20 protein-coding genes are annotated in these 26,712 nt (G+C 60.8%); 10 read left to right on the forward strand and 10 right to left on the reverse strand.

What is annotated here, in order from left to right; genetic code table 11:
• Positions 1-138: 138 nt before the first annotated feature.
• On the forward strand, positions 139-858 hold the full coding sequence (locus tag G5195_RS04250; protein WP_005337027.1) for a GntR family transcriptional regulator: 720 nt from the start codon (positions 139-141) through the stop codon (positions 856-858).
• Between the two features lie 128 nt (positions 859-986).
• On the opposite strand, the gene xseA is transcribed toward G5195_RS04250, so the two are convergent.
• Positions 987-2,360 (reverse strand): exodeoxyribonuclease VII large subunit, encoded by a 1,374-nt coding sequence (gene xseA, locus G5195_RS04255; RefSeq protein WP_421221567.1) that lies wholly within the window; start codon positions 2,358-2,360, stop codon positions 987-989.
• Positions 2,361-2,690: 330 nt separating this feature from the next.
• On the opposite strand from xseA, the gene G5195_RS04260 reads away from it, so the two are divergent.
• The 7 genes from G5195_RS04260 (at position 2,691) to G5195_RS04290 (ending at position 12,537) form a co-directional block, all read left to right on the forward strand.
• Positions 2,691-5,897, forward strand: a complete 3,207-nt coding sequence (locus G5195_RS04260) for an alpha-amylase family glycosyl hydrolase (RefSeq protein ID WP_421221534.1) — start codon at positions 2,691-2,693, stop codon at positions 5,895-5,897.
• Between the two features lie 610 nt (positions 5,898-6,507).
• Positions 6,508-7,143 (forward strand): YitT family protein, encoded by a 636-nt coding sequence (locus tag G5195_RS04265; protein ID WP_234933221.1) that lies wholly within the window; start codon positions 6,508-6,510, stop codon positions 7,141-7,143.
• Positions 7,144-7,407: 264 nt separating this feature from the next.
• Positions 7,408-8,871, forward strand: coding sequence for an IMP dehydrogenase (gene guaB, locus G5195_RS04270; protein WP_005345006.1), 1,464 nt, complete (start codon positions 7,408-7,410; stop codon positions 8,869-8,871).
• Positions 8,872-8,955: 84 nt separating this feature from the next.
• Positions 8,956-10,545 carry a glutamine-hydrolyzing GMP synthase gene (guaA, locus tag G5195_RS04275; RefSeq protein ID WP_042032353.1) on the forward strand — a complete coding sequence of 530 codons (1,590 nt, stop codon included), beginning with the start codon at positions 8,956-8,958 and terminating at the stop codon, positions 10,543-10,545.
• 380 nt (positions 10,546-10,925) lie between these two features.
• Complete coding sequence (locus G5195_RS04280) at positions 10,926-11,198, forward strand: hypothetical protein (protein ID WP_005337011.1); 273 nt, start codon at positions 10,926-10,928, stop codon at positions 11,196-11,198.
• A gap of 359 nt (positions 11,199-11,557) precedes the next feature.
• Entirely contained in the window at positions 11,558-12,004 is a 447-nt protein-coding gene (locus G5195_RS04285) for a hypothetical protein (RefSeq protein WP_194496296.1), read from the forward strand.
• Positions 12,005-12,123: 119 nt separating this feature from the next.
• A complete protein-coding gene (locus tag G5195_RS04290) occupies positions 12,124-12,537 on the forward strand; it encodes a hypothetical protein (RefSeq protein ID WP_421235886.1) in 414 nt (137 codons plus the stop codon).
• 398 nt (positions 12,538-12,935) lie between these two features.
• Here G5195_RS04290 and G5195_RS04295 read toward each other — a convergent pair whose 3' ends face one another.
• The 5 genes from G5195_RS04295 to G5195_RS04315 all read right to left on the reverse strand — a co-directional run bounded on the left by G5195_RS04295 (position 12,936) and on the right by G5195_RS04315 (position 19,330).
• Complete coding sequence (locus tag G5195_RS04295) at positions 12,936-13,763, reverse strand: bifunctional transcriptional activator/DNA repair enzyme AdaA (RefSeq protein WP_421235887.1); 828 nt, start codon at positions 13,761-13,763, stop codon at positions 12,936-12,938.
• Positions 13,764-13,814: 51 nt separating this feature from the next.
• On the reverse strand, positions 13,815-14,579 hold the full coding sequence (locus G5195_RS04300) for an SDR family oxidoreductase (protein WP_421235888.1): 765 nt from the start codon (positions 14,577-14,579) through the stop codon (positions 13,815-13,817).
• Between the two features lie 384 nt (positions 14,580-14,963).
• A complete protein-coding gene (locus G5195_RS04305) occupies positions 14,964-16,004 on the reverse strand; it encodes a lipocalin-like domain-containing protein (protein WP_216980299.1) in 1,041 nt (346 codons plus the stop codon).
• Between the two features lie 185 nt (positions 16,005-16,189).
• Positions 16,190-18,619, reverse strand: a complete 2,430-nt coding sequence (locus G5195_RS04310) for an FtsX-like permease family protein (protein WP_421235889.1) — start codon at positions 18,617-18,619, stop codon at positions 16,190-16,192.
• A 30-nt stretch (positions 18,620-18,649) separates the two neighbouring features.
• Positions 18,650-19,330 (reverse strand): ABC transporter ATP-binding protein, encoded by a 681-nt coding sequence (locus G5195_RS04315; protein WP_421235890.1) that lies wholly within the window; start codon positions 19,328-19,330, stop codon positions 18,650-18,652.
• Positions 19,331-19,527: 197 nt separating this feature from the next.
• Between G5195_RS04315 and G5195_RS04320 the strand changes: the two genes are divergently transcribed.
• The gene (locus G5195_RS04320; RefSeq protein ID WP_005333716.1) at positions 19,528-19,995 is read left to right on the forward strand and encodes a DUF4357 domain-containing protein; all 468 of its coding nucleotides are present in this window, start codon (positions 19,528-19,530) and stop codon (positions 19,993-19,995) included.
• Between the two features lie 107 nt (positions 19,996-20,102).
• Positions 20,103-21,527 (forward strand): sodium:proton antiporter NhaD, encoded by a 1,425-nt coding sequence (gene nhaD, locus G5195_RS04325; protein WP_421235891.1) that lies wholly within the window; start codon positions 20,103-20,105, stop codon positions 21,525-21,527.
• Between the two features lie 86 nt (positions 21,528-21,613).
• Here nhaD and G5195_RS04330 read toward each other — a convergent pair whose 3' ends face one another.
• The 4 genes from G5195_RS04330 to G5195_RS04345 all read right to left on the reverse strand — a co-directional run bounded on the left by G5195_RS04330 (position 21,614) and on the right by G5195_RS04345 (position 26,687).
• On the reverse strand, positions 21,614-22,825 hold the full coding sequence (locus G5195_RS04330) for a Bcr/CflA family multidrug efflux MFS transporter (protein ID WP_201936403.1): 1,212 nt from the start codon (positions 22,823-22,825) through the stop codon (positions 21,614-21,616).
• 113 nt (positions 22,826-22,938) lie between these two features.
• On the reverse strand, positions 22,939-24,633 hold the full coding sequence (locus G5195_RS04335; protein ID WP_421235892.1) for a hypothetical protein: 1,695 nt from the start codon (positions 24,631-24,633) through the stop codon (positions 22,939-22,941).
• A 58-nt stretch (positions 24,634-24,691) separates the two neighbouring features.
• A complete protein-coding gene (locus G5195_RS04340; protein ID WP_421221568.1) occupies positions 24,692-26,020 on the reverse strand; it encodes a hypothetical protein in 1,329 nt (442 codons plus the stop codon).
• 106 nt (positions 26,021-26,126) lie between these two features.
• The gene (locus G5195_RS04345) at positions 26,127-26,687 is read right to left on the reverse strand and encodes a hypothetical protein (RefSeq protein WP_337072111.1); all 561 of its coding nucleotides are present in this window, start codon (positions 26,685-26,687) and stop codon (positions 26,127-26,129) included.
• Between the last annotated feature and the right edge of the window lie 25 nt (positions 26,688-26,712).

The following is a 26,712-nucleotide window of genomic DNA, read 5'->3' on the forward strand; positions in this document are numbered from 1 at the left end:
TTTGTATTGTTTTTGTATTGTTTGTCCAAGGTGATTTGTTAGGTCAAATGGGGCCAAGCCGTTTTGTCTGCCGGGCAACTGGGGTAGAATGGCGCCTCTTCCATTTATCATGGCGCAGAGCCGACGAGGTGGCCTTTCGTGTCGAAAAAACCCATGTATCGCCAGATAGCCGACACCATCCAGCAGTGGATTGCGCAAGGGGAGCTGGCCCCCGGCGATGCCCTGCCCACCGAAGCCGAGCTGCGCGAGCAGTTCGGGGTGAGCCGGGTGACGGTGCGTCAGGCTCTCAAGCAGCTGACCGAACTCAACGTCATCGAGAGCATTCAGGGTAGCGGCAGCTACGTGCGGCAGGAGAAGGTGAACTACGACATCTATCAGCTCACCAGCCTCTATGAGAAGGTGACCGATCCAGCGGCCGAGACCCACAGCGACATTCTCGCCTTCGAGGTGATCAAGGCGAGCAGCGAGCTGGCCGAGCGGCTCAATCTGCTGGAAGGGGCGCTGGTCTATTACGTCAAGCGGGTGCGCTTTATTCGCCAGATCGCGGTAACGCTGGAGGAGACCTGGATGCCGCTCGCTCTCTTCCCCGATCTCAGCTATGCGGTGATGCAGGGCTCCAAGTACCACTACATCGAAGAGGTGAAGCAGCTGGTGATCGACCGCAGCGAGCAGGAGATCATTCCGGTGCTCCCCTCGGCGCAGGTAGTGGAGGCGCTCGGTATCGATCCCGCCAAGCCCATTATCGAGAAGGTCTCCCGTGGCTTCTTGCAAGATGGCACCGTGTTCGAGTTCAGTCGCAACTTCTTCAAGAGCGATGATTACAAGTTCACCCTGGTCGCCCGCCGCGCCAAGGGGTGAGCGGGCGGCAGCATCTTAGATAAAAAAGGCCACCACCGTGTTTGCGGTGGTGGCCTTTTTGTTTGGCCGATTAACGGGCCAGCAGCTGGGCTGGATAGTTCGTTGGCTGGTGGTTTGATGCAGCCGACCTACTGCGCAGAGTCCTTGACGATCCCCTCGACCCGCACCTGCAGGCTCCCTTGCGCCAGGGTGGTGATGAGCTGGTCGCCACTGTTGACCTGATCGGCGCGGCTGATGACTTCGCCGCGTGGAGTGCGGGTGATGGAGTAGCCGCGCCCCAGAGTAGCGAGCGGGCTTACCCCGTCGAGGCGGGCGGTGAGCATGGCGAGGCGGTGACTAGCAAGGTCTTGCCGCTTGGCAATCAGGGCATGAAGCCGCTCCTCGGCCAGCTGATGGCGGCGCTTGCCAGCTGCCAAGAGGCGCTCCGGACTTTTGCCCTGCAGGCGCAGCTCAAGGTTGGCGAGGCGCCGCTCACCCTGATGCAGCCGCTGGCGTAGCAGCTGCTGCAAACGAGTAGATAGCTCGTCGAGGCGCTGGGATTGTTGCTCCAGCCGCCGCTTCGGATCCTGATGGTCGAGCCGCTTTTGCAGCAGGATGAAATCGTGGCGGGCGGCGGTCTGCTGGCGGCTCATCGCCTGCAGCAGTCGCTGTTTAAGGTGGGCGAGGCGCTGGATGCGGGCCTGATTGTCCGGCGCCACCAGCTCGGCGGCAGCCGACGGGGTTGGGGCGCGCAAGTCGGCGGCAAAGTCGCTGATGGTGACATCCACCTCGTGGCCCACCGCGCTCACCACAGGTATGGCTGAATGGGCAATGGCGCGGGCCACCGCCTCTTCGTTAAAGCACCAGAGATCTTCGAGGGATCCGCCACCACGGCCAACGATCAGCACATCCACCTCGGCGCGCTGGTTCGCTTTGGCGATCGCCGCGACGATCTGGCTGATGGCGGCGCTCCCCTGTACCTGAGTCGGGTAGATAAAGACCGGCAGATCCGGGGCGCGCCGTTTAAGCACCGTCAGCATATCGTGCAGGGCGGCACCTGTGGCTGAGGTGACAAGGCCCACCGCCCGTGGTTCACGGGGCAGCGGCCGCTTGCGGCTCTCGTCAAACAGCCCCTCGGCACCGAGGCGGCGCTTGAGCTCCTCAAAACGCAGGGCCAATACGCCGTCGCCCGCCGGCTGCATCGACTCGATGATCAGCTGGTAGTCGCCGCGCGGCTCATAGAGAGAGACCCGCGCCTGCACCAGCACCTGCATGCCATCCTGCGGGCGAAACGCCACCCGCCGGTTGTTGCCCTTGAACATGGCGCAGCGCACCTGAGCTGACATGTCCTTGAGCGAGAAATACCAGTGGCCGGAGCTTGGCATCGCCAGATTGGAGAGCTCGCCGGTCAGCCACACCTGCCCCAGATCCTGCTCCAGGATCATGCGCACGGCGCTGTTGAGGCGGGTGACGGTAAAGACCTGCTGTTGCCTGTTTTGGCCGGATTCGTTGCGATAGTTCAAGGCGGTTCCTGCGCACGGTTCCTCGCCAGCGAAGGCGGAGGAGAGAAACAATGTCGCCATCTTACCCCACTTCACCTCGTCCGCCGAGTCAATGGATCAGGTTGGTCACTCCTCCCTGCAAATCGGTGTTGCATGGAAATGAAAGCGCTATCAATCACATACAGCCAATAGCGAAGTCGATGGTGGTCACATTTTGCGCGCATTCGCCATGAATTGGTTATGGGGAACTCTAGACTGATCGGGCTCATCCGAAGGCGGGACTGTAGCGGATGGGGGAATGCCGGGGCACACCGGCATCACACACAAAACAATGAAAATAAAGGACTATCAATGGCTAGATGGATACTCGCGGCCGGATTGTTGGGAACCCTGATCACGGCGCCGACGTCGGCGGCGGAGTGGTTCTTCCGGGGCACCGCGAATGGATGGGCGGCGACCGCCATGACGTCGACGGACGGCGTCAATTTTGATACCTGCCAGCGCTTCGTGAGCGGGGATGCCAGCGGCGGCCCGCGCTTCAAGATAGACAGGTACGGCAACTGGCAGCAGAGCTACCCGGCGGCCGACTACGGGGTCAATGCCAACACGGCGTACCAGATCCGCATCAACGCCAGCACTCAGGCGGTGAGCGCGACGGCGGTGGCCAGTTGCGAGGCCTCGGGGTTTGCCAGCACCTTGCCGCAACTCAACGTACGCGGCACCTTCAACGGCTGGGCAAGCCTCCCCATGACTCTGGTAGGGGATCACCTGTGGCAGGTGGAAGCCTACATGGATGGCAAGGCGAGCCAGCGCCTCAAGTTTGATCAGGCTGGCGACTGGGCCGTCAACTTTGGCGACAGCAACGGCGACGGCGTGCTGGAGAAAAGTGGCGGCGACATCTTCTGGAACGCCGTGGGTACGGTGCGCATCCAGGTCAACGACCAGACCCTGGTCTACAGCATCACCCCCCTTGGGGATGACAACCAGCCGCCGCTCGCGGTCATCACCCCGGGGAGCACGGTGAATGTGACCCAGGGGGCGTCACTGACCTTGAGCGGCAGCGACTCTACGGATCCCGACGGCCAGATCACGAGCTATCTGTGGAGCAGCGGCGAGACCACGGAGAGCATCGTCGTCAGCACCACCCAGACCGGCACCTTCACCTATGGCCTCACGGTCACCGACGATCAGGGCGCCAAGGGCAGCAGCAGCGTGAGCGTGGTGGTTGGGGCAGGACAGAGCAGCGACAGCTGGTACTTCCGGGGCACGACCAACAACTGGGGGCTCACCCCCATGACCATCGAGGATGGTACCACCTTCTGCACCGAGCAGGCCTTTGGCAGTAACAACCCCCGCTTCAAGATTGACCACAAGGGGGACTGGACCGAGGCGTATCCGGCCCAGGATTACCTGGTTAGCGCCAACACCCGCTATCGCATCTGCTTTGACAGCCTGCGCAAGGCCATCGAGGTGGAGACGCTGGCCGGGGCCGATCTGCAGGCCCCCACGGTGACGGCCACCCCGGCCCCGGGGAGTTATCTGGACAGCCAGTCCATCACCCTGGGGGTGAGCGACGATCAGGACAGCGCCCCCGCCGTGCATTTCACCACGGACGGCAGCCAGCCCACCACTGCGTCGGCCCGCTATGCAGGCCAGCCCTTGGTGGCGAGCGACAAGGGGAGCGGCACCGATCTGGTGATCCGCACCCTTGCCATTGACGCCAGCGGCAATCAGCGCGAGCAGCGCTTCGAGTACCGTATCGGCGAGCAGGGTGTGGCGAGCGGCGATTTTCGTGCCGAGAGCATCTACTTCCTGCTGACCGCCCGCTTCTATGATGGCGATCCCAGCAACAACTACCATAACCGGGATCGCTACAAGGCGGGGGATCCCCATTGGCGCGGCGACTTCAAGGGCTTGATCGCCAAGATCGACTACATCAAGGATCTCGGCTTCACCGCCATCTGGGTGACGCCACCGGTGGAGAACCGCTCCGGCCTCGACTACCACGGCTACCACGCCTACGACTTCTACCGGGTCGATCCCCGTCTGGAGTCGCCGGGGGCGGGTTACCGGGAGTTCATCCAGGCGGCCCACGCCAAGGGGCTCAAGGTGATCCAGGATGTGGTGCTCAACCACTCGAGCCAGTACGGCCTGCGCGGCAAGACCTGGATCGATCGCCTGCCCGTCAAATACTACGTACCGGCGGGGTCGAGCCAGGGGCTCATCAACAACGGCCCCTATCAGGGCAACCTCGGGGACTACGCCAGCGCCAACCGCTGTGACGACGACAACCCGGTGGCTCCCGACTGGTACAAGGCCCGCTGCCAGTCCGATCCGGCGGGCACCCAGCCTCTGGTGGACCCCAAGACAGGCGCCACCGTGCCGAGTGCTGGCTACAACCCCAACCGCTTCTTCGGCATCGACGCCCAGACCCTGGATCCCGCCTGGTATCACCTGGACGGTTTCATGTCAGGCGGTGACTGGGAGAGCCCGCTCGCCCTGCAGCGCAAACACATGGCGGGGGATTGCATCGATCTCGCCACCGGCAACCAGAACGTCAAGGACTACCTCAACGGCGCCATCCGCCAGTACCTCGACATGGGGGTTGACGCCATTCGCATCGATACCTTGAAGCACATCGAGCGGGACGAGCTGCTGACCTATGTCCACGACTGGCAGGCCCACAAGCCGGGGTTGTTCGTCTTTGGCGAGAACCTGGTCAAGGGCACCGGCTGGGGCTCTGAGCTGGCCAACGACAATGCCTCGGCGGTGATCCGTCCCTGGTGGTATACCCGCACCACGCCGAACCCGGCGGATCCCCGGGCAGGGGGCGATTCCGGCCTCTCTGTGCTGGACTTCTCCCTCTTCTCCACCTTCCGTGACAACGTCACCCGGGGGAGCTTTGGCGGGGTGGGCGGGATCTTTGCCATGGACTGGGTCTATGGGGATGCCACCAAGCTCATCACCTTCTTCCAGAACCATGACGTGGGGCCGGATAACGACTTCAAGTACCGCTACGGCGGGGAAGAGGGCAATGCGGCCATGACCTACAACCTGCTCTGGACGGCGCGGGGCATCCCGACCCTCTACTACGGGGAAGAGGTGATGTTCCAGGCGGGCAAGCCTCAGGATATCGACGGGGCCACCATGACGGTGGATCAGACTGGTCGTGCCTACTACGGGGAGGTGCTGGACAACCCGGCCACTCCGAGCCACCCGCTCTACCAGCACATCAAGCGCCTGAACCAGATCCGCAAGGCGGTGCCCGCCCTGCAGAAGGCGCCCATGAGCCAGGTGAACGAGTGGGGCAGCGGCATCAGCTTCGTGCGTGACCTGAGCGCTCAAGGCAGCTACGCTGCCGTGGGCCTCGCGGCCAATTCGGCCCAGCAAATAAACCTGAGTGGCCTGAAGAACGGCACCTATATGGATGCGGTGACCGGCGCGAGTCAGAACGTCAGCAACGGCAGTCTGAGCTTTGCGGTGCCCGCCTATTCGGCACGGGTCTGGGTACTGAACGGCCCGGGCAAGGTGGGCGTTGACGGTAAATATCTCAAATAAGGAAAGCCTGTCACAGTGTGCAGCGAGTCGGCCTTGGGGCCGACTTTTTTATGCCGCATATCAAGGGATCGAGGGAGATGGACCAGACGGGGAAGGCAATAAGCAGTAGCGTCGACATCGCTTGGGAGCAAGCGGCATCCGAGGGTGGCTTGCTCTGTTATGGTGCTTTCGCCCCAAAGTGGTGCGCATCATCGACATTGGCAGCAGGAACCCACCTTGGAGAAATATGCCGTATCCACCCTATGCCCCTCCTGTGACGAGCATGATTCATGCTGCCATGTGGCACCATATCAACATGATCCACTTAATAACGGGCTTTAAAAGGGGAGATGGTGAGCTGCCTTCAGTATGGCTGGTCAAACATGCTGATGCAGCCTGATGTTTGTCCCATGAATGGGTGTGTTGCTCCTGTCATAGGCAGAATGTCGGAATTTAAATTTGATTTTTCAGCTTATCCTGGATGCTTGTGTTGATTGGCGCTTTTTTTGCTGAGTCTTGTGATGTTGACAGGGGGACCGGCAGGGGAAATGGCCAGGGCGCCCGAGTATGCCGACCCCTTCGGCCCAGTGACTGGTGCCCTGATGTCACAGCAAACATGGAAAGGAGTCATATGGAAAGTGAAATGACCATGTCGCCCGTGCCGGCGACCAAAGCCCTGGCCCACACCCTCAAGGACGATGTTTACGGCATGGTGCTCGGGGTCATGTTTATCGCGGTCGGTCTCAACCTGCTCAAGTGTTCCGGCATGATCACCGGTGGCATCGCGGGCATCGCCCTGCTGCTCGCCCATGTCAGCAGTTTGCCCATCGGGGTTCTGTTCTTCATGGTCAACATGCCCTTCATGGTGTTTTGTTACTTCACCATGGGGCGCGCCTTCACCATCAAGACGCTGATCGTCAACGTTACCCTCTCGGCGGCCACCCAGGCGGTACCGCTGCTGCTGACGGTGAGCTATGTCCACCCACTGTTTGCCGCCTTGGTAGGGGGGACCTTTCTCGGCATGGGGGTGTTGTCTCTGGCGCGCCACAATGCCTCCGTAGGTGGCACCGGGGTGGTAACGCTCTGGCTGCAACGGCGCGTTGGCATCAACGCGGGAAAGAGCCAGATGGTGCTTGATGTGCTGGTGTTTGCACTCTCCCTGCTCACCTTGCCACTGCCCTTGCTGCTCTGGTCCACCCTGAGTGCGCTGGCGATGAACGCCATGCTGATGAATTGGCACAAGCCAGGTCGCTATCAGGGAAACTGAACACCCGGCTGCACATAATTGGATCATGGAAAATGCTGTTCCGGGAGGTTGGAGGGAGAAAGGAGCTCAACGACAAAAAAGATCATCTTGTCGTGAAAAAAGGCATGATTACAGCTGAATTTATTAGTTTTTTGCGCCGTTGGCCGCGTTAAATCGGGCTACGCCATAAAAAATTCAAAAAACTTCTTTACCAGTGACCAATGGGTGAGTAAACTTCGTCGGCAATATTTTACACCCCCACTTCCTCAACGGTGAGATATTGCCATGCTCAGGATTGCCAAAGAAGCGTTAACCTTCGACGATGTACTGTTGGTTCCCGCCCACTCCGAAGTTCTTCCCAATACTGCCGATCTGCGTACCAAGCTGACCTCCGCCATCAGCTTGAACATCCCGATGATTTCCGCCGCCATGGACACAGTGACCGAAGCCCGTCTGGCTATCGCACTGGCCCAGGAAGGCGGTATCGGCTTTATCCACAAGAACATGTCCATCGAGCAGCAGGCTGCCGAAGTGCGCAAGGTCAAGAAGTACGAGAGCGGCGTGGTGACTGACCCCGTCACTGTACGCCCTGACATGACCATCGCCCAAATCAAGGAGCTGAGCCACAAGAATGGCTTCGCCGGTTACCCCGTGGTGACTGACGGCAATCAGCTGGTCGGTATCATCACCGGCCGTGACGTGCGCTTCGTGATTGACCTCTCCCAGACCGTTGAACAGATCATGACCCAGAAAGATCGTCTGGTCACCGTGCGTGAAGGGGCCCCTCGCGAAGAGGTGGTTGCCCTGATGCAAAAGCACCGTATCGAAAAAGTGCTGGTGGTGAACGGCGACTTCAAACTCAAGGGCATGATCACCGTTAAAGATTTCCAGAAAGCCGAGCGCAAGCCCCACGCCTGTAAAGATGACAAGGGTCGTCTGCGGGTCGGTGCTGCGGTTGGTGCCGGTGCCGGCAACGAAGAGCGCGTCGCTGCGCTGGTAGAAGCCGGTGTAGACGTGCTGCTGATCGACTCCTCCCACGGCCACTCCCAGGGCGTGCTGGATCGTATCAAGGCCACTCGTGACGCCTATCCGGATCTGCAGATCATCGGTGGCAACGTCGCGACCGCCGCGGGCGCCAAGGCGCTGGCTGCTGCTGGTGTCAACGCCGTCAAGGTCGGTATCGGCCCGGGCTCCATCTGTACTACCCGTATCGTGACCGGCGTGGGTGTGCCCCAGATCACCGCCATCTCCGACGCCGTTGACGCGCTGGAAGGCACCGGTATTCCGGTGATTGCCGATGGCGGCATCCGCTTCTCCGGCGACATCGCCAAGGCCATTGCCGCGGGCGCCAGCTGCGTCATGGTCGGCTCCATGTTCGCCGGTACTGAAGAAGCGCCGGGCGAGATCGAGCTCTATCAGGGTCGCTCCTTCAAATCCTACCGTGGTATGGGTTCTCTGGGCGCTATGTCCAAAGGCTCCAGCGATCGCTACTTCCAGACCGACAATGCCGCCGACAAGCTGGTACCGGAAGGTATCGAAGGTCGCGTGCCGTACAAGGGTCGCCTCAAAGAGATCATCCACCAGCAGATGGGCGGCCTGCGCTCCTCCATGGGCCTGACCGGCAGCGCCACCATCGACGACATGCGCACCAAGGCTGAATTCGTGCGCATCTCCGGCGCCGGGATGAAAGAGTCCCACGTCCACGATGTGACCATTACCAAAGAAGCCCCCAACTATCGGATGGGCTGATAAAACGGGGCCCTGCGCCCCGTTTTTCCACCCTTTTTTTATCCCGTGCCCTTTGTGACAACATCAGCCTGATGCAGGAATAAAATGACTAAAGACATTCACCAGCACCGTATCCTTATCCTCGACTTCGGTTCCCAGTACACCCAGCTGATCGCCCGCCGCGTGCGCGAAATCGGCGTTTACTGCGAACTGTGGGCCTGGGACGTAACCGAAGAGCAGATCCGCGAATTCAATCCGAGCGGCATCATCCTCTCCGGCGGCCCCGAGTCCGTCACCGAAGCGGGCAGCCCGCGCGCCCCCGAGTATGTGTTCAACGCCGGTGTCCCTGTGTTCGGTATCTGCTACGGCATGCAGACCATGGCCGAGCAGCTGGGTGGCAAGGTGCAATCCTCCACCGAGCGTGAATTCGGTTACGCCAAGGTGGAAGTGCTGGGCGAAGCTGGCAAGAGCAGCGCCCTCTTGCGCAACATCGAAGATGCCATCGCCGACAACGGCAATGCCCTGCTGGATGTCTGGATGAGCCACGGTGACAAGGTCACCACCATTCCGGCCGACTTCACTACCATCGCCCGGACCCCGACCTGCCCCCACGCGGCCATGGCCAACGAAGCCAAGCGTTTCTACGGCGTGCAGTTCCACCCGGAAGTGACCCACACCCGTCAGGGTGCCCGCATGCTGGAGCACTTCGTCAAAGATATCTGCGGCTGCGAATGCCTTTGGACGCCGGCCACCATCATCGACGACGCTGTTGCCCGCATCCGCGAGCAGGTGGGTGACGATGAAGTGATCCTCGGCCTCTCCGGCGGTGTCGACTCCTCCGTGGTTGCTATGCTGGTGCACCGCGCCATCGGTGATCGCCTCACCTGCGTCTTCGTGGATAACGGCCTGCTGCGCCTGAACGAAGGCACCCAGGTGATGGAGATGTTTGGTGACCACTTTGGTCTGAACATCGTCAAGGTCGATGCCGAAGAGCGCTTCCTCTCTGCGCTGGCCGGTGTTGACGAGCCGGAAGCCAAGCGCAAGATCATCGGTCGCGTCTTCGTCGAAGTGTTTGACGATGAAGCGAAAAAGCTGAAAAACGCCAAGTGGCTGGCGCAAGGCACCATCTATCCGGACGTTATCGAATCCGCTGCCAGCAAGACCGGCAAGGCCCACGTCATCAAGTCTCACCACAACGTCGGCGGCCTGCCGGAAGAGATGAAGATGGGTCTGGTCGAGCCGCTGCGCGAGCTGTTCAAAGACGAAGTGCGCCGCGTCGGCCTCGAGCTGGGTCTGCCCTACGACATGCTCTACCGTCACCCGTTCCCGGGCCCGGGTCTGGGCGTGCGTGTCCTTGGCGAAGTGAAGAAAGAGTACTGCGATATTCTGCGCCGCGCCGATGCAGTCTTTATCGAAGAGCTGCGCAAAGCCGACCTCTACAACCAGGTCAGCCAGGCGTTCGCCGTGTTCCTGCCGGTGCGCTCCGTTGGCGTGATGGGCGACGGTCGCAAATATGACTGGGTCATTGCCTTGCGCGCTGTTGAAACCATCGACTTTATGACCGCCCACTGGGCTCACCTGCCGTACGACTTCCTCGGTCACGTGTCGAACCGCATCATCAACGAGATCAACGGTATCTCCCGCGTGGTGTATGACGTCTCCGGCAAGCCGCCCGCAACCATCGAATGGGAATAAGCGGCTCGCGCCGTTCTGCCCTTCGAGCATAAAAATGCAAAAAAGACGCCCTTGAGGCGTCTTTTCTTTTCTCAATCGTTTGCGCCACATATCTTCTTTTTTCGAGCAGCTTTTTCGCCACCTTGCCCCTGTCATATGTGACAGGGGCATTTTTGCCATCCCGCACTAGGCTCTCTCATGCCAATTGAGCCCGCTGTCAACAGCGGCTTGTGGCTGGGGGGAGGGCTGATCCAGTTGCAGATAGCTGCGCAAACGGGCCCATCGTCATCGCGCCAACCGGCAGTGATGACACCCCGGTGGAGACCGGAAACCACTTGAATCAACGGGGCGCAGCCCGAACGGCCAAACGAGTCGGGACCATAGAGCACGGAGAGTTTGATATGTCAGAACAAGCAGTGTTGGTGGGTGGATGGACCGCATATCACAAGCTGACCGCCGAGGATCAGGCGGTATTTGATCAGGCGCTGAAAGGATTTGTCGGGGTGCAGTACGTACCCTTTGAAGTCTCCACCCAGGTGGTGGCTGGCACCAACTACCGCTTCAAGTGCAAGAGCACTGTGCCGCTTGCCAAACCGATCCATGGCGAAGCCGTGGTGCAGATCTTCAAATCACTGGACGGGGATGCCCATATCACCTCCATTACCCCGATCTGATTGGGTGCGGGGCAAAGCGGGGAGGGGTAGATCTCTTAACCGGTTTGCTCCAGACTCCAGATAAAAGAAAAGACGCCTTAGGGCGTCTTTTCTTTATCTATGCTCCGGCACTGCTGATATGTGGCCAGTATTTGTACTTATTGATTAATTTGTTGATCTTGCTCAGGAAACTATCATCATCTGCTTTTGCTTATCTGTCTTGCTCGCTAGGATATCCGTCTGGATATGACCTCTTTGAAGTCACCAATGAATCAGAACAGAGACTTCGCGTGGCTCAAAAGCAGTAAATTGGAGGGGCGGATGCCCTGCGATGCAGGCGGAGTACCCTTAGATCTACGTTATTCTTTTTGGAGGCAGCCATGCCAGATATGACATTGATCACCACAGCTTTAAACGGAATTAAAACTGCTACCGACATTGCACGCTTTCTCAAAGACAGTGACTTCTCACTGGAAAAAGCGGAACTCAAGTTAAAACTAGCAGATTTAGTTGGTGCTTTAGCTGATGTAAAAATGGAATTAGCAGAAATCCATGAAACGATCGCGCAGAAGGACAAAAAGATTGAAGAATTGGAGAGTGCTTTTCAAAGTAAAGATTCTTTAATTCGACATATCGATGCATTTTATGAAGTGGACGAAGCAGGAAATCCACATGGGATTGCGCACTGTCTAAAATGCTGGGAAATTGAGCATAAAAAGCGTCCTCTAATTAAAAAGGCGACGAACCGCCACATCCATGTATGTCCCGCATGTGCTCATGAGTACGCAGATTGGCGATCACAACCAATAGAAGGGAAGCCCGAGTAGGCACTAACAATGCGCTCAATTGCTGCTCGCAAATAGCTAATCGCCAAGAGCCTCGCTTTTAATAGTCCGTTAGCTTAATCGTTATGTACATATTTTTAATATGCTGTAGGAATAGCTAGATGAGTGATTATCAGGATTTTTGTGAAGCATTTGGAGGATACGCTAGTGATCCAGATTTTATGGATGATTGGCTGGCAGTGTACGGCCATGATAGTTCTGTTAAATCTCGGCTGGCGCTATTTGATTACACTGATATCGCAAATAAATATAGTTTGTCTAACAATGAAATAGAACAAATAAAAAGTTATATGAATATTTATAATATTCAAGGCTTTAAAAGTCAAAAAGAGGCCAATAAATATATAACCAACAAAAACCGTTGGGGTGAGTTTCCTGATATAAGGTCGCTGAATGATCATGGTGCATATAAAAATGTTCCTGGTATTTTACCCAAGTTTTATCGTATAACTTGTGAAATTCTCGATATTACAAAAGGAAATGGTGCACCACTGATAAAAGCTACCAAGTATTAAGGACACATAACAAGCCGTTCAAGTGAGACTGCTAAATTTTGACTAAGTTCTGCTTCTTTACTCAAATTTTGCCAAGCATTACCATAGCCTAATGCTGTTGGGTGCAATGAAATTGCACCGCTAATTTAATCTCTGCTCCCTTGAATGAGAAATACTCAGCAAACGGTGCAATGCGCTGCGCTTATTGCACCCTACGTCTTTTCGTAAATCCGCTGGGGTGGGGTGGCTAGGCACCATGTCTTGCCAAGGCAACAAAAGGGGCGATTTGCGCCCTGATTCTTCTGATCTCCCTGTTTTATATCGCTGCACGTTTGTCCGGCACAGCCTTATTGTCTGCTGACTCACAACCAGCACTCCTGTTTCTTCCCCCCATCAGGCCGGGCAGGAAAAGCCCACCTTCACTCATACCTCGCCGCTTCCCAGGCGTGTATCGCCTGTTTGCGGGTCTCGCCCCAGTGATAGCCGCCGAGTTTGCCATTTTGCTGGATGACCCGGTGGCAGGGGATCATCAAGGCGACGGGGTTGGCGCCCACCGCCAGTCCCACGGCGCGGGCGGCTTTGGGATTGCCGACGGCGCTTGCTACCTGGGCGTAGCTCACCACCTTGGCGGGCGGGATCTGCAGCAGCGCCCGCCAGACGCTGATCTGAAAGTTGGTGCCGCTCACGTGCAAGGAGATGGGGCGATCCGGCGCCTTGCTGCCATCGAACATGGTGTTGATGACCCCTTGGGTGCGTGATGGCGCTTCTTGCAGCGTTGCCGCAGGCCAGCTGTGGGCGAGGGTGGCCAGCGGCGCCTCTGGGGCCTTGTCATCGAGAAACGAGAAGTTGCACACCCCCCGCGGGGTCAGGGCGACGAATGCCTGACCAAAGGGGGTGTCGTGCACCCCGTGATCGATAACCAGCCCGGCCCCGCGCAGCTTGTACTCGCCCGGCGTCACCGCTTCGAGCTGCACGAAGTGATCGTAGAGCCGCGAGCCGCTGCTAAGGCCCAGGGTATCGGCCACCTCGAGCAGTGGGCGCGACTCCTGCAGCAGCACCTTGGCCCGCTCCAGGGTCAGCACCTGCAGATAGCGTTTGGGCGTCACTCCGGCCCAGCGGCTGAACAGCCGCTGGAAGTGAAAGGGACTTAAGTGAACGTGCGCCGCTATCTCGTCCAGAGTGGGTTGGCGCTCCACCTGACTTGCGATAAAACGGATGGCATCGGCGATGCGGGCGTAATCAGACATAAGGCGCTCTCACGATAAGTTTGCGGTCGCAGTGTGTTGGGGGCGACAACATCATGTGCGACAAATAGATACCCCACCATCGGCCAGCAAGGCAATGCCGGTGGTAAAGCTGGATGCATCGGACGCGAGATAGAGGGCCGAGCGGGCGATCTCCTCCGGTTGGGCCAGCCGTTTGAGGGCATGCATATTCTGCACAAAGGCGAGGCTCTCTGGCGTATTGGCAAAAGCCCGCCCCATGGGGGTATCGGTGCCCCCCGGCAGCAGGGCGTTGACCCGAATCCCTTGTGCCCCATACTCGGCGGCCAGCATCCGGGTCAGGCCAATTAGGCCCGCCTTGCTCGCCGCATAGGCCGCCATGCCGGGCAGCCCCAGGGTATGGCCGACAAAGGTAGAGGTAAAAATAAGCGAGCCGCCGCCACGCGCCAGCATGGCGGGGATCTGGTACTTGGCCCCCACAAAGGCGCTGGTGAGGTTGGTATCCAGCGTTTCCTGCCACTGCGTCAGCTCAAGCTGCTCTACGCTACCCGGCGTGCCTGTGGTACCGGCGTTGTTGAAGGCGATATCGAGCCCGCCGAAACGGGTTAGCGCGAGATCCACTAGGGCGCGGGCGTAACTCTCGCTTTTCACATCTCCCGCCAGACTCACCGCCTGGCCCCCCTCATGGCGGATCTCCTCCACCAGCAGATCCAGCTCGGGTTGGCGGCGGGCACCGACGACGACGCTGGCCCCTTCACGGGCAAACAGGATGGCACTGGCGCGACCGATGCCGGAGCTGGCGCCAGTGATAATGGCGACCTTGTTGGACAGTAATGACATGGCAGTTCCCTCGCTGAGTGTGTTGTGCGCCAGCTAAGTGGCTCACAGGGTTGGCTGTGGGTTGGAACCTCAATAGATTCCAACCGACTTGGGTTTGGCCCCCACTATGGCAACCACTCCTCGCAGGAACGACCCGAATCTTGCTCTCTTTGTCCCCAAGTCGTTTTGCGACATGTCGATACAGTCCTTCGCGGCAACAAAAAGGGGCGTTTTGCGCCCCGAATTCTTTATCATGCCCCCTTTAAAATCGCCGGATCCAGGTGCGGCGCGCCCTGTGTGCTGCAGTGAGGGGCGAGAGCCCCGGCGCCATGGTGGCTGCGTGCATCATCAAGCCTGCCTGGCAGGGCATTGACGGCGATTGCAATCAACAGACACGCTCCTGGATCAATAGCCCGTCATCTCCAGATAGCCGACCCCCTTGGCATCCCCCGAGACAGAGACCGCGCCCTCCCAGTAGTCAAAGCGACCTGTCATGGCCTGATTGGGCTGACGGGCTTTGATGGTGAGGCTCATACCGGCGGCGTTTAGCTGCCACTCGACGGGGTAGGGTTGGCCTTTGGGACCGAGCCAGCTCTTGCCCGGCATAAAGCGGATCTGCTCCGGGTTCAGCACCTGACTGCTGCCGTCGCGCTCAATCAAGATGCCGTAGCGGTTCTCCGGCTCGGTGCGGCCCGATTTGGTGCGCAGGCGAAACAGCATCAGCTCGCGGCCATCGGCCAGTTGCAGCGAAAACCAGTCCCAGCCCGATTGCCACTCGGCCAATACCGAGCTGCTCCACTCGTGATCAAACCAGCCTTGTCCGGTGATGGGGCGGGTTTCCCCATCACGAGTCAGGGTGCCGCTCAACTGCAGGCGCGGGTAGGAGTAGTAAAAGGAGGCGTTGCCCGGGCTCTTCTCGCTGTAACCGGCCTTGCCTTGCAGCACCAGCGGCTTGGCGGCAGTGACGGTGAGGTTCAGTTCGCCAATCTTGCTCTGTACCTTGAGGGTGGCGGGGAACAGCGCGGCCCCTTGCGAGGCAAGCCGCCACTCCCTGAGCCAATATTGGCCGCCGCTGGCCCCTGCCAGTCCCGGCCCCTGCCGACTGGCCCGTTCATCGTGCCGGTGGCTGCCACGGTCGAGATCCGTGATGGCAAACTGGGCCAGCCAGAGCTGGGGGGTCAGCCAGGGGTTGCTGGTACGGAGTTCTTGCTCGATCCCTTGGCGAAACAGGGTCCACTGCATGCCATATTCGCGTCCCTGCTCATCCTTGAGATTGCCGGTGAGATACCACCACTCGGAGCGGTAATCGGGGTGGGCGGCGTGATCCTCCGGCAATTGGATAGTTTGCCCCGGCAGCACCTTTTTGAAGCTGTCGTTGCCGCCACCGAGCAGGGCGCCCAGATCGCTGGCCTGCGCGCTGCCAATCATGGCAATCAGCGGGAGCAAGAGGGTGGCGAGCCACAGGGGCCGTAAGGAGGACAAGATCCCCCTCACCCTGGCCCTCTCCCGAAGGGAGAGGGGATGGTTCAATGCCGCACTGTGCTCTTCTTTGCGTTGAAGAAGGGGCGGAGAGAGGGAAGTGGTCGATGGGAGCTTCAAGCCATGGCTGAGCCAGTGCGCTAACCGATATTTCATACCACTCTCCTTGCCGCATACCAGGAGGCCAATGCGCCACAGACCGGTGCCAGCAACAGGGCGGTGACCGCATGAAGGGGGGCGGACTCGAAGGCGAGGCGCCAGCCAAAGGCGCGGGGGTTGACCACCTCGATCAGCACCCAGGCGAGGCCATACCCCACCGGTAGAGCCAGCAGGGCGGTGAGCAGCCCCAATCCCGCCCCTTGCCACAGCAGCAGCTGGCGGCAGTGGCGGGGGCTCAAGCCCAGACTCTGCAAGGTCTGCAGCTCGCCACGGCGCGCCAGCCCCAGCACCATAAAGGCCGAGCCGATCCCGACAAAGGCGATGCCGAGGATCAGCAACTTCAATAGCTCGGTCACCACAAAGGTCTGGTCAAACACCTTGAGCGCCGCGCTGTGGATGGCGGGGGCGGAGAGCAGATTGAGCTGCTCGCCAAAGCGCTCGCGCAGGTGGTCGGCCAGCTGTTCGGGGTCGTTGCTAAAGAGGGCGAGGGATTGCACCGCCCCCGCCTCGAAGGCGTGCAGAATTTGTCCCTTGTCGCTGCCGTAATCCTGATAGACGCCGGTGACGGTGAACTGCCGTGGCCCCTGTTCGCCACTCACCTCAAGGGTCTGGCCCACCTTGACCCTGAGGCGCACCGTCAGCGGTTCGCTCGCCAGCACTTCGTCGGGGCGGGTCGGCCAGCGTCCGGCCAGCAGCGGATAGGCCGCTTTCAGCTGGGGGATAAAATCCATCTGCGCCCACTCGATGGGCTGCCCCTGCCAACGAGCGGGGTGCACCGAGCGGCGCGAGGCGGCGCTCACCAGCGGATTGGCTAGCAGGGTCTCGAGGGTTGTACCGCTCAAGGTGCCCTTGTTGCCCGCCACCCCTTTGGGGGCGGTGACATAGAGATCGGCGGCCAAACGCTGGCCGAGCCAGATCTCCACGCTGGAGCGAAAGCTCGACACCATGACCCCGATGCCGATGGCCGCCGCGATGGCGAGCTGCAACGCCATCACCGCGATGGCGGTGCGGTCGAGATGATAGAGGGTATCAGCCACCCCGAGCCGGGCGGTGAGGGGGCCGCCCGCGCGCCGTCGCAACCAGCCAAGCAGGCCGCGCAGGGCATCGGGCAGCCAGAGCGCCATGGCCAGCAGCCAGCCGCCGGCGATAAAGAGGGCGCCACTCAGACCCGTTTTCGGCAGCCACAGGCACAGAGCGCACAGCAGCAAGATGGCGATGGCCAGCCCGCGCCGTCGCCACGGGTGAGCGGGGGGACGGCTGCTCCCGGCTCGCAGTTCGAGGGGGGATTGGCGCAGCAGTTGCCACCAGTCGGGCAGGTTGGCGGCCAGCGTGCCGAACAACCCGATCAACAGCGCCTTGAGCAGGCTCACAGGGGAAAGGCGCAACAGATCGATGGGGTTGGGGCCATAGAGATCGGCCAGCGCCTGGGTGAGCTGCCCCATCAAGGCGAGCGCCAACAGGCTGCCGAGCAGCACCCCGAGCAGGGTGCCGAGGGTGGCGAGAATAACGAGCTCCAGAATGAGCCAGCGGAGCACCCGACTCGGCCCCATCCCCAGAATGATCAGCTGGGCCAGCTGGGGGCGGCGCACGCTCTGCACAAATCGCTGGGCGTTGAACACCAGAAACAGTCCCACTGCCATGGCGAGCAATGAGAGCGCCGTCAGGTTAAGGGCCAGCGCATCGCCAAGCTGGCTGGCATCGAGCGCCGGGCTGATGGGCTCAAGCCACAAGGGCTGGTTCGGGTAATCGGTTTGCAGGGTGGCCTGCAGGGTGCGAGCCTCGGCGTCGCTTAATTTGAAGACGATGCGATCGAGCCGACCCGCTTTATCCAGCAGCGGCTGGGCGAGGCCGATGTCGGTTATCAGCAGCCGCTCCATGGGCACGGCGCCCTGTTCAAAGGTGCCTGCCAGCGTCAGGGTCAGGGGGCGGGTGCTGGCGCCATCGCTGCCGCCCAATACAAAGCGGCGACTCTGGCCCGCTTGCCAGCCAAGGCGCTGCGCTTCGGGGGCCGCCAACCAGATGCTGTCGGCACGGGTTAAGGAGAACGCAGGTTCGCTCGCGGGTTGGGCGCCAAACAGCTGGCGCAGGGGGCCGGGGTTGAAGAGATCCATTCCCAGCAGCTGAAAACTGCGCCCCTCTTCATCCTTGAGCCAGCCATGGAGCTGGGGCATGGCATCGAGGGCGGGCTGGCTGGTCACCAGCTGCACGTAAAGCTGTTCATCCAGCCCGCCAGCGGGGGCCAGCCGGTAGTTGGCTTCCCCTGCCAGCTGGCTGCGTGCGGCGACAAAATTGGTGCGGGCACTGTGATTGAGCAGCTCGATGGCCACCACCAGCGATACCCCCAATACCAGCCCGGCCAGACTCATCAGCAGCAACCAGGGGTGACTGCGATAGAGGCGCAGCAGCGCTTTAAGTGGCAGCATCAGCGTGCTCCCGGCAGACGCAGTCGCTGCCTAGTCATGACGGGGCCCCTTGAGCTCGATAAGTTGCCCCCCTTCGAGGCGCAGCACCCTGTCTGCCAGCGCAGCATAGGCGGGGTTGTGGCTCACCAGCAGCAAGCCTGCGCCTGTGTCCCGCACCGCCGCCACCATCAGCGCCATCACCTGTTCGGCATTGTGCTCATCGAGGCTGCCGGTGGGTTCGTCGGCGAGCAGCCAACTGGGTTGATGGATAAGGGCGCGGGCCAGCGCCACCCGCTGACGCTGACCGCCGGAGAGCAGCTCCGGCCAGGCATGGCGCTTGTGGCTCATATCGAGCCGCTGCAGCAACTGGTCAATCTTTGTCTCATCCGGTGGCAGAGCGTTGATGGCCAGCGGCAGGGCCAGATTCTCGGCCACGTTCAGGGTCGGCAGCAGGTTGAAATCCTGATAGACGATACCGAAATGGCGGCCCCGCAGGCGCGCCCGCTCGTCGGGTGAGCGGGTGTCGATCCGGGTCTCCCCCAGCCAGATCTCCCCTTCATCCGGTGCAATCAGCCCGGCGATCAGATTGAGCAGGGTGGACTTGCCGCAGCCGCTTTGGCCCAGCAGCAGGGTGATCTCGCCTGCGGGAAGGGCGAGATCGAGATGGTGGAACAGCGGCAGTCGTTCACTGCCGTTATCGAAGCTCTTGCAGAGGTTGCGCAGGGTCAGCATGGGATAACCGTTTGATGGTCAATGGCTTTCATCATGCTTGGTACGCTAGCACGGCCAGCATTGATCAACACCTCTTACGGTTGATCAAGAGTGCCAGTTAGTGATCAAGGCGGCAAAAGAGCAGTGGATCCTCGCTGGATCCCGCTCGCCCGAGGTGGTTAGAATAGGGGCTTCCATGGGTCACAGGATGAGCAAGGATGTTACACAAGCAAGTCAGTTTTATCATCGATAGCAAGGGCAACAAGCAGGCTGCCGTCGTCCCCATCGAGATCTACAACGAGCTGATGACCCTGCAAAAGGCACTCTCCGACAACCGGCCGGGGGAGCGCGAGCTCTACCACTTCAACGGCAAGGGGGCTGAGGCCCACGGTTATCCTGTGGGCAAGCGGCAAAATCCGGGCTTTATGGTGCTGGCCGGTTCCACCGCCAATGGCGAGGATGCCGCCTCTTTGCGTGAAGCGGTGATCGAGCTGCGTCACGAGCTGCTGGAAAAGGGGGTCATAGTGCCCCGCAGTCAGGGCGGCTTTGTCTTTACCGCCGATCAGCTGTTCAACAGCCCGAGTCTGGCCGCCAGTCTGGTGGCGGGCAATAACCGCAGCGGTCTGGATGCCTGGCAGAACAGCGCAGGCTATACCCTCAAGCAGTCGGGTTTCGGCAAGAAATAATCCCGCGTTTCGACAGCAAACCAATTAAGCGTTAATTGACCTGGATGAATTTTTCTTTTCATCCAGGTGTTAGCATCATTGCCAGATGGTTCTAAAAGGAAGAGACCATGTCTGCGCTTACCCCAGTTATTTTGCTGCTGTCCCTGTTTATCCCTCCCGCCCATGCCAGTAGTGGCCCAGTTCTGTTGACATCCTCCTCAATCGGACTTTTTTGTGTCGGATTGTTTGTGCTGGCCTACGCCCTGGTGATGGCTGAAGAGTATCTGCAACTGCGCAAGTCCAAACCCGTGCTGGTGGCCGCCGGGGTGATCTGGATCCTGATCGGTATCGCCTATGCACAGCAGGGGATGAGCCATGTCGCCGAGCAGGCCTTCCGCCATACCCTGCTGGAATATGCCGAGTTGATGTTGTTCCTGCTGGTGGCGATGACCTATATCAACGCCATGGAGGATCGGCGGCTGTTCGATGCCCTGCGCGCCTGGCTGGTGCGATCCGGCTTTCACTTGCGCACCCTGTTCTGGTTGACCGGCGGGCTTGCTTTTTGTATTTCGCCGGTGGCAGATAACCTGACCACAGCGCTCTTGATGTGCGCCGTGGTGTTGAAGGTGGCCAACGGTGATCGGCGTTTTGTCAATCTTGCCTGCATCAACATAGTGATCGCCGCCAACGCCGGAGGGGCGTTCAGTCCCTTTGGCGATATCACAACCCTGATGGTGTGGCAGGCGGGCAAGGTGCAATTTGGCCAGTTCTTCACCCTGCTTATTCCCTCTCTGCTCAATTTTCTGGTCCCGGCCATCCTGATGAGCCTGATGGTGCCGCGTCATGTGCCGGAGGCTGATAACGAGGTGGTCGATCTCAAGCGGGGTGCCCGTCGCATCGTCGCGCTGTTCTTGCTGACCATCATCACGGCGGTGCTATGCCACAGTTTCCTCCATCTGCCACCCGTGCTAGGCATGATGCTAGGGCTCGGTTATCTGCAGTTTTTCGGGTTTTATCTGCGAAAGTCACTGCCGCGATCCCTTGCCCGCAAGCGTGCGCTCTACGAACGCAATGGTGATGAGGTGCGGTTGCGCAGTCTGGGTTCTGTGGTGCCATTTGACGTGTTCAACAAGGTGGCCAAGGCGGAGTGGGATACCCTGCTCTTCTTCTACGGGGTGGTGATGTGTGTCGGTGGGCTGGGCTTTATGGGGTATCTGGAGCTGGTATCACACTGGTTGTATGACGGTACGGATCCCACCATGGCCAACGTCTTTATCGGGGTCTTGTCCTCCGTCATCGACAACATTCCCGTGATGTTTGCCGTGATCTCGATGAGCCCGGACATGGCGCTGGGGCAGTGGCTGCTGGTGACCCTGACCGCCGGAGTGGGTGGCAGCCTGCTCTCCATCGGCTCTGCGGCCGGGGTGGCCCTGATGGGACAGGCCCACGGCATGTATACCTTTTTTGGCCACCTGAAGTGGCTGCCGGCCATCTTGCTCGGTTATCTGGTGAGCATAGGGGCGCACCTCTGGCTCAACAGTGCCCAGTTCTGAACGTCTGGGCGCCAGTACGAGCCAATACGAAAAGAGGCTTCCGTTGACGGAAGCCTCTTTCGTCTTCCTGGCCGGGGGGAGGGGGATCAATCGCCTCGCTTGCCGGTCAGCAGCCAGTAACTCAGGGTGGAGCCCACCCCGCAGCAGGCGATGGCAATGGCCATCGGCAGCGGCGAGTGGGGCGGATTGAGGTTGACCAGAATGCCGACCAGGGCGCCGATGCCAAAGCGCAGGGTGCCCGCCAGTGCCGAGGCGGTGCCCGCAGATTGCGGGAAGTGGCCCATCAGGCCGGTCATGGCGTTGGCACCCACCAGACTGATATGGCCGACAAACAGTACCACCGGAATGACGATGCCCCACAGGCCGCCGGTCTGGCTCCAGGCGTTGTAGACCAGCAGGGCGCCCGCGCAGGGCAGCACCAGCAGGCCGTATTGCAGCATCCGCTCGGCACCCACCCCTTTCACCAGTCGGCTATTGACGAAGGTGACCACCATCATCAGCAAAATATTGAGACCAAACAGCCAGCCGTAGTGCTCGGTCGGCACCTTGAAATACTCGATATAGACATAAGGGGAGCCACTCAGGAAGGCGAACATGCCGGAGCTGGAGAGGGAGCCGCACAGCACGTAGCCCATGGCGCCGCGATGGGAGAGTACCCCCCAGTAGTTCTTGAGGATCTGGCCCAGATTAAGGGGCTGACGGTGCTCCGGTTTCAGGGTCTCCTGAATTTTCCACTGCATCACCAGACAGATCAGCAGGCTGATCCCCACCAGCAGCCAGAAGATCACCCGCCAGTCGGCGTGGGCGCTGATATAGCCGCCCACCACAGGGGCTACCAGCGGCGCCAAGGTCATCACCAGAATGACGAACGACATGGCGCGAGAAAACGCATCCTTCTCGAACAGATCGCGCAGCAGGGCATTGACCACCACCGAGCCCGCCGCACCGCCCGCTGCCTGCAACATCCGATAGGCCAGCAATTCGGGCAGGGAGTCCGCCATGGCGCAGCCCACCGAGGCGATGGCAAACATCACCAGCCCCGCCAGGATCACCGGCTTGCGGCCATAGCTGTCGGCCAGCGGGCCGTAGAAGAGTTGGCCGATGGCAAAACCGCCCAGAAAGGCGCTGATGGTGAGCTGGGCACCGTCGATGCTGGTGGCTAGATCCCGAGCGATGGCCGGAATGGCGGGCAGATACATATCCACCGCCAGCGGGGTCAGACCCGCCAGAGCGCCGAGCAGGATAAACAGGAAACGGGGAGAGAGCATGGTGGCCTGGGGGGACTGTGCGTGGGGCATAGGGTATCCGCTGGTGAACCTTGGTTGAAAAAGGGAGAAGGGCGAGTCTATCAGGTTTGCCCCCGCTCGGCATGACGTTCCTGCTCCCTCAAAAGGGGGAGGTGCCCGATCGCTCAGGCACCTTGGGGATCAAGCTTTCGGTCATGTCGGCGCGCTGCGCGGATCACCCCCCCCAGCCAGAGCAGCCAGGCCAGCAACGAGATGGCGTAACCGAGCCGCTCCGGCCAGCGGGCGGTGAGGGTAAAGGTGAGGCTGTGTTGTCCGGCGGGCACCCAGACCTGCACCAGCCCGTTGCGGGTGCTGCTGACGCTCAGCGGCAGGCGCTGGTCGAGCCTTGCCTGCCAGCCCGGGTAATCAAACTGGTGCAGGACCAGCTTGGCGGGTGCCGGGGCATCCACCGTCAATTCGATATGACGAGGCTGCCAGCGCTGGATCTGCCAGTTCACCCCCTGATGGTCGCTGGTGATGGCGGGCTGGAATTCCTCTTTCCAGGCCAGCAGGGTGGGGGCAAACATGCCGCGTGGCACCTGCTTTGGTCGGTATTCGCGGGCGCTGCGCTTGCTGTCGAACTCCCCGTCGAGCTGACTCTTTACGGGAGCCTGGGTGAGCGGCGCCTCGCGTACATAGAGTCCCTGCGAGAGCAGGGTGAGGGCAAGCAGTAACCACCAGACCCACTGCCACGGGCGATAGGTGGGGGTACCCAGCGCCACCACGGCGACGGTAGCGATGACCAGCAGCAGATTGAGGCGCCAGGGAAATTGCACCAGTTGCAACGGAGTGAGCAGGCGCCACAGGGGCTCGCTTGGAGGCAGCATCATCAGAAAGCTCAGGGTGCCAATGACCCCCCAGAGCAGCAACTCGGGATGGCGCGGCTCGCGGGCGGTAGCCCAAGCTACCAGCAGCAGAGCCAGGGTGAGCAGCGTCAGCCAGGCGAGATGGCCGCGAAAGCGCCAGTCATCACGGCTTTGGGGCAAACGATCGAGAAAGTTGCGCTGAAATTCGAACATGCCGGTGCGCATCTGCTCCATGGAGATCCCCCCCTGATCGAGCAGGGCGGGCAGCAGCAACAGGCTGGCCATCGCCAACCCCCAGAGCTGGCCCAGCAGGGTGCCAATGAGCGGGGAGGCGGTGACAGGGACACTGACAAGCGCTGTGCTCCCCTTGTAGCGCCAGACCAGTAGCAGGCTGCGCAGGGTGAGCAAGCCCAGAATGAGCAGGGTGCTTGGTAGATGGGAAAGCGTCAGCATGGAGACGGCCAGTGCGAGCAGCAGTAGTGCAAAGGGGGCGCCGCGGCAGAGGCGATCCTGCGCCAGTAGTGCCAGCGGCGCCCAGACGAAGGCCCAGCTCTCCGCCAGGGCAAAGCGGGCGTAGATATCGATGGCCAGATGATAGGGCAGCGCCATATAGAGCAGACTGGCCGCCAGCGCCCGTCCGTGGCCGGCAAAGGGACGCAACCAGAGATAGGCAAACAGGCCGGAGAGCCAGAGTGCCACGCTGCTGCTCCAGAGCAGCGGCGTCATCGCCTCGTGGGCCAGTGGGGTGGGGCCGGCGAACAGGGCGCTCACATAGTAGGGCAGGGGGGGATAGAAGAAAAAGACCGGGCTGCCGAAGGCGCCGTTCATCTCCATCAACCAGCGCGGATAGAGCTCACCTTGCCACAGTTGCACGGCAAAGAAGTGACCGGAGAGCAGGTGGTGAAACAGATCATGGCCCTGACTGCCGCCGCGCAGCCAGAATGGTAGCAACAGGAGGGCACAGGCCCCGGTCAGCACCGACAAAACCCACAGCCACTCTCTGGTTACACGCATAAGGAGACTCGTCTGTTATGGATGCGCTGTGAGTGTACCCGAGTTGTTCCCCTCTTTTTTAGTTGCCTTGGCGGATTTTTGTGCTCTTTATATGTTTCTTGTCACTTTCCCCATGGGTTGTCTGCCGTGAGGGAATGGCGAGCCAGAGTCCGGGCTCGGCGGCAAAGCGTGGGGCAAACCAGTGCTGGCGCACCGCGCTGGGCATTTCGTTCTCGGCGATGGGGCGGCGACTGAGGCGGCAGGCTCCCTGAGAGAGTGCCAGCGCCGCATCCCCCTTGTACCAGCCATCGGTGACGGCCAAGGCTGTGGTCTCCCGCAGCAGCCGCACTCCCCACTGGGTCACCAATGCCGGACACGCTTTTTCTGCGAGCCTTGCTGCCTGCACCATGGCGGGTGGACGGGGCAGGGTAAAGGTTACTCCGAGCAGCAGCAATCCGGCCACCGCGACCACCCCCTCGCCACGGCGCGGCAGCCAACCTGCCAGCAGCACGATACCGAGCAGGGTGACGGGGGCCAGATGGCGGGGATTGTCGGGATTCTGGCCAAACAGGGTCCAGAGCAGCAGGGCGAGCCAGTAGAGTGTCCAGAGTGGGGGGAGGGCGGCAGGGTGGTTTTTTGATCTTTGCCAAAGCGGCAGCACCAGCAAGGCCCCCATCAACATAGGCCAGAGCGGGGTCAGCTGACCGTTGAAGGTGCGCGCCCAGCTCAGCAGCCGATCGCCGTGGGCCGCCGCCGTGTTGCCCCACAGGGTAAAGTGGCCGTCGGTAAAGCGCCGCCCCTCGCTGAAATAGGCCCAGCCATCGGCTTGCCAGACAAACAGCAGGCTGATAAGCCCCACCAGCACGATGGGGAGCACAAACCTGACGCGCGTGCCCTGCTGCGCCAGCCCGAGCCACAGCGGCAGCAGCGCCAGCACAAAATAGGAGGGGCGCAGTGCCAGCATAAGGCCCAGCAGCAGACCCGCCAGCGCAATTCTGCGCTGCTGCAAGGCCAGCAGCGACCCGAGCCAGGCGGCGAGCGCTGGCCCGTCCGAGAGGCTGGAGAGCGCCAGCGTCGGGGTGAGCGGCAGTGCCAGCACCAGTAGCCAGACGGGTGCCAAAAGGTTTGGCCGTTGCCACAGCCTTACCGCCAGCAAGGCGGCGAGCGGCGCCAGCAAACTGCTACCGAGCAGACTTGCCCACTGCACTGCGCGGGCCGGATCGTCCACCGCCAGATTGATGAGCCGCGCCAGCCAGATAAAGGCGGGGTAGCCCGGAAAGTGGGGGGAGAACTCCAGCACGCTAAAGCGCGTTACCCCGTGGGCGAAATTGAGGGCATCATCGGAATCGAGCGCCACAGGGAAGGCTAGCAGCCAGCCGAGCCAGGCCAGTTGCAGCAGGATCAGCAAGTAGGGTCGATTAGCGAAGCGTAATCGGCCGTGGTGACGCCCCCCTTCTCCCCTTGCGGGAGAGGGGCTGGGGATGAGGGGGGCTGTCATCATCGATGAGAGGCCATCAAAGCGGCGCCAGCACGGCCATCAGCGCTTTTTCCGCTGCGGCAAAGGCGGCGGCGTCGGCGGGCTTGGCGCCCACCCCGAATACCCCCGGGTTGCCGATGGCATCCAGCACCTTGGCCAACGCCTGTTCGGCCGCCTTGCGATCCCCCTCGCTAAGGGAGGGGAGGATCAGATCGAGGAAGCGCTTGCTCTTGACCACCAGCACCTTGGCGGTCTGGTAGTCGCCAAGATTCTGGCTGGCCCCTTCGAGGCGGCGCTCGATCTCCGCCTTGTAGGCCCGGTTGAGCAGGGCGGCGGTGGCGGCAGCGTCTTTCCCCTTGATGGCGGCGGCCAGCGGCCCTTGCAGCTCCACCTTGTGGTGCTGTTCCAGATAGGTCAGCTCGTCGGCAATCTCGCTCAAGGTGGCGCTGGCATCCTTGCCGTCAGTGGCGGCGCCCAGCAGCGCCTCGCGGGCGTCGATCAGTGGCTCCTTGCCGGCGGCGGCGTAGGAGTATGCCTGCGCCTGCCCGCTCAGGGTCAGCAGCAGGGTGAGGGCGAGTAAACCCGGGCGGATGGTCATCCTGTTCTCCTTACTTATGCCAATG

It is taken from the genome of Aeromonas sp. 601039 (genome assembly GCF_049174415.1).
Taxonomy (GTDB): Bacteria; Pseudomonadota; Gammaproteobacteria; order Enterobacterales; family Aeromonadaceae; genus Aeromonas; species Aeromonas veronii_A.

Coding starts and splice junctions, on each gene's coding strand:
- G5195_RS04260 (WP_421221534.1), top strand. CDS start 2,691: ATGGCTAGATGGATACTCGCGGCCGGATTGTTGGGAACCCTGATCACG.
- G5195_RS04265 (WP_234933221.1), top strand. CDS start 6,508: ATGGAAAGTGAAATGACCATGTCGCCCGTGCCGGCGACCAAAGCCCTG.
- guaB (WP_005345006.1), top strand. CDS start 7,408: ATGCTCAGGATTGCCAAAGAAGCGTTAACCTTCGACGATGTACTGTTG.
- guaA (WP_042032353.1), top strand. CDS start 8,956: ATGACTAAAGACATTCACCAGCACCGTATCCTTATCCTCGACTTCGGT.
- G5195_RS04280 (WP_005337011.1), top strand. CDS start 10,926: ATGTCAGAACAAGCAGTGTTGGTGGGTGGATGGACCGCATATCACAAG.
- G5195_RS04285 (WP_194496296.1), top strand. CDS start 11,558: ATGCCAGATATGACATTGATCACCACAGCTTTAAACGGAATTAAAACT.
- G5195_RS04290 (WP_421235886.1), top strand. CDS start 12,124: ATGAGTGATTATCAGGATTTTTGTGAAGCATTTGGAGGATACGCTAGT.
- G5195_RS04295 (WP_421235887.1), bottom strand. CDS start 13,763: ATGTCTGATTACGCCCGCATCGCCGATGCCATCCGTTTTATCGCAAGT.
- G5195_RS04300 (WP_421235888.1), bottom strand. CDS start 14,579: ATGTCATTACTGTCCAACAAGGTCGCCATTATCACTGGCGCCAGCTCC.
- G5195_RS04310 (WP_421235889.1), bottom strand. CDS start 18,619: ATGCTGCCACTTAAAGCGCTGCTGCGCCTCTATCGCAGTCACCCCTGG.
- G5195_RS04315 (WP_421235890.1), bottom strand. CDS start 19,330: ATGCTGACCCTGCGCAACCTCTGCAAGAGCTTCGATAACGGCAGTGAA.
- G5195_RS04320 (WP_005333716.1), top strand. CDS start 19,528: ATGTTACACAAGCAAGTCAGTTTTATCATCGATAGCAAGGGCAACAAG.
- nhaD (WP_421235891.1), top strand. CDS start 20,103: ATGTCTGCGCTTACCCCAGTTATTTTGCTGCTGTCCCTGTTTATCCCT.
- G5195_RS04330 (WP_201936403.1), bottom strand. CDS start 22,825: ATGCCCCACGCACAGTCCCCCCAGGCCACCATGCTCTCTCCCCGTTTC.
- G5195_RS04335 (WP_421235892.1), bottom strand. CDS start 24,633: ATGCGTGTAACCAGAGAGTGGCTGTGGGTTTTGTCGGTGCTGACCGGG.
- G5195_RS04345 (WP_337072111.1), bottom strand. CDS start 26,687: ATGACCATCCGCCCGGGTTTACTCGCCCTCACCCTGCTGCTGACCCTG.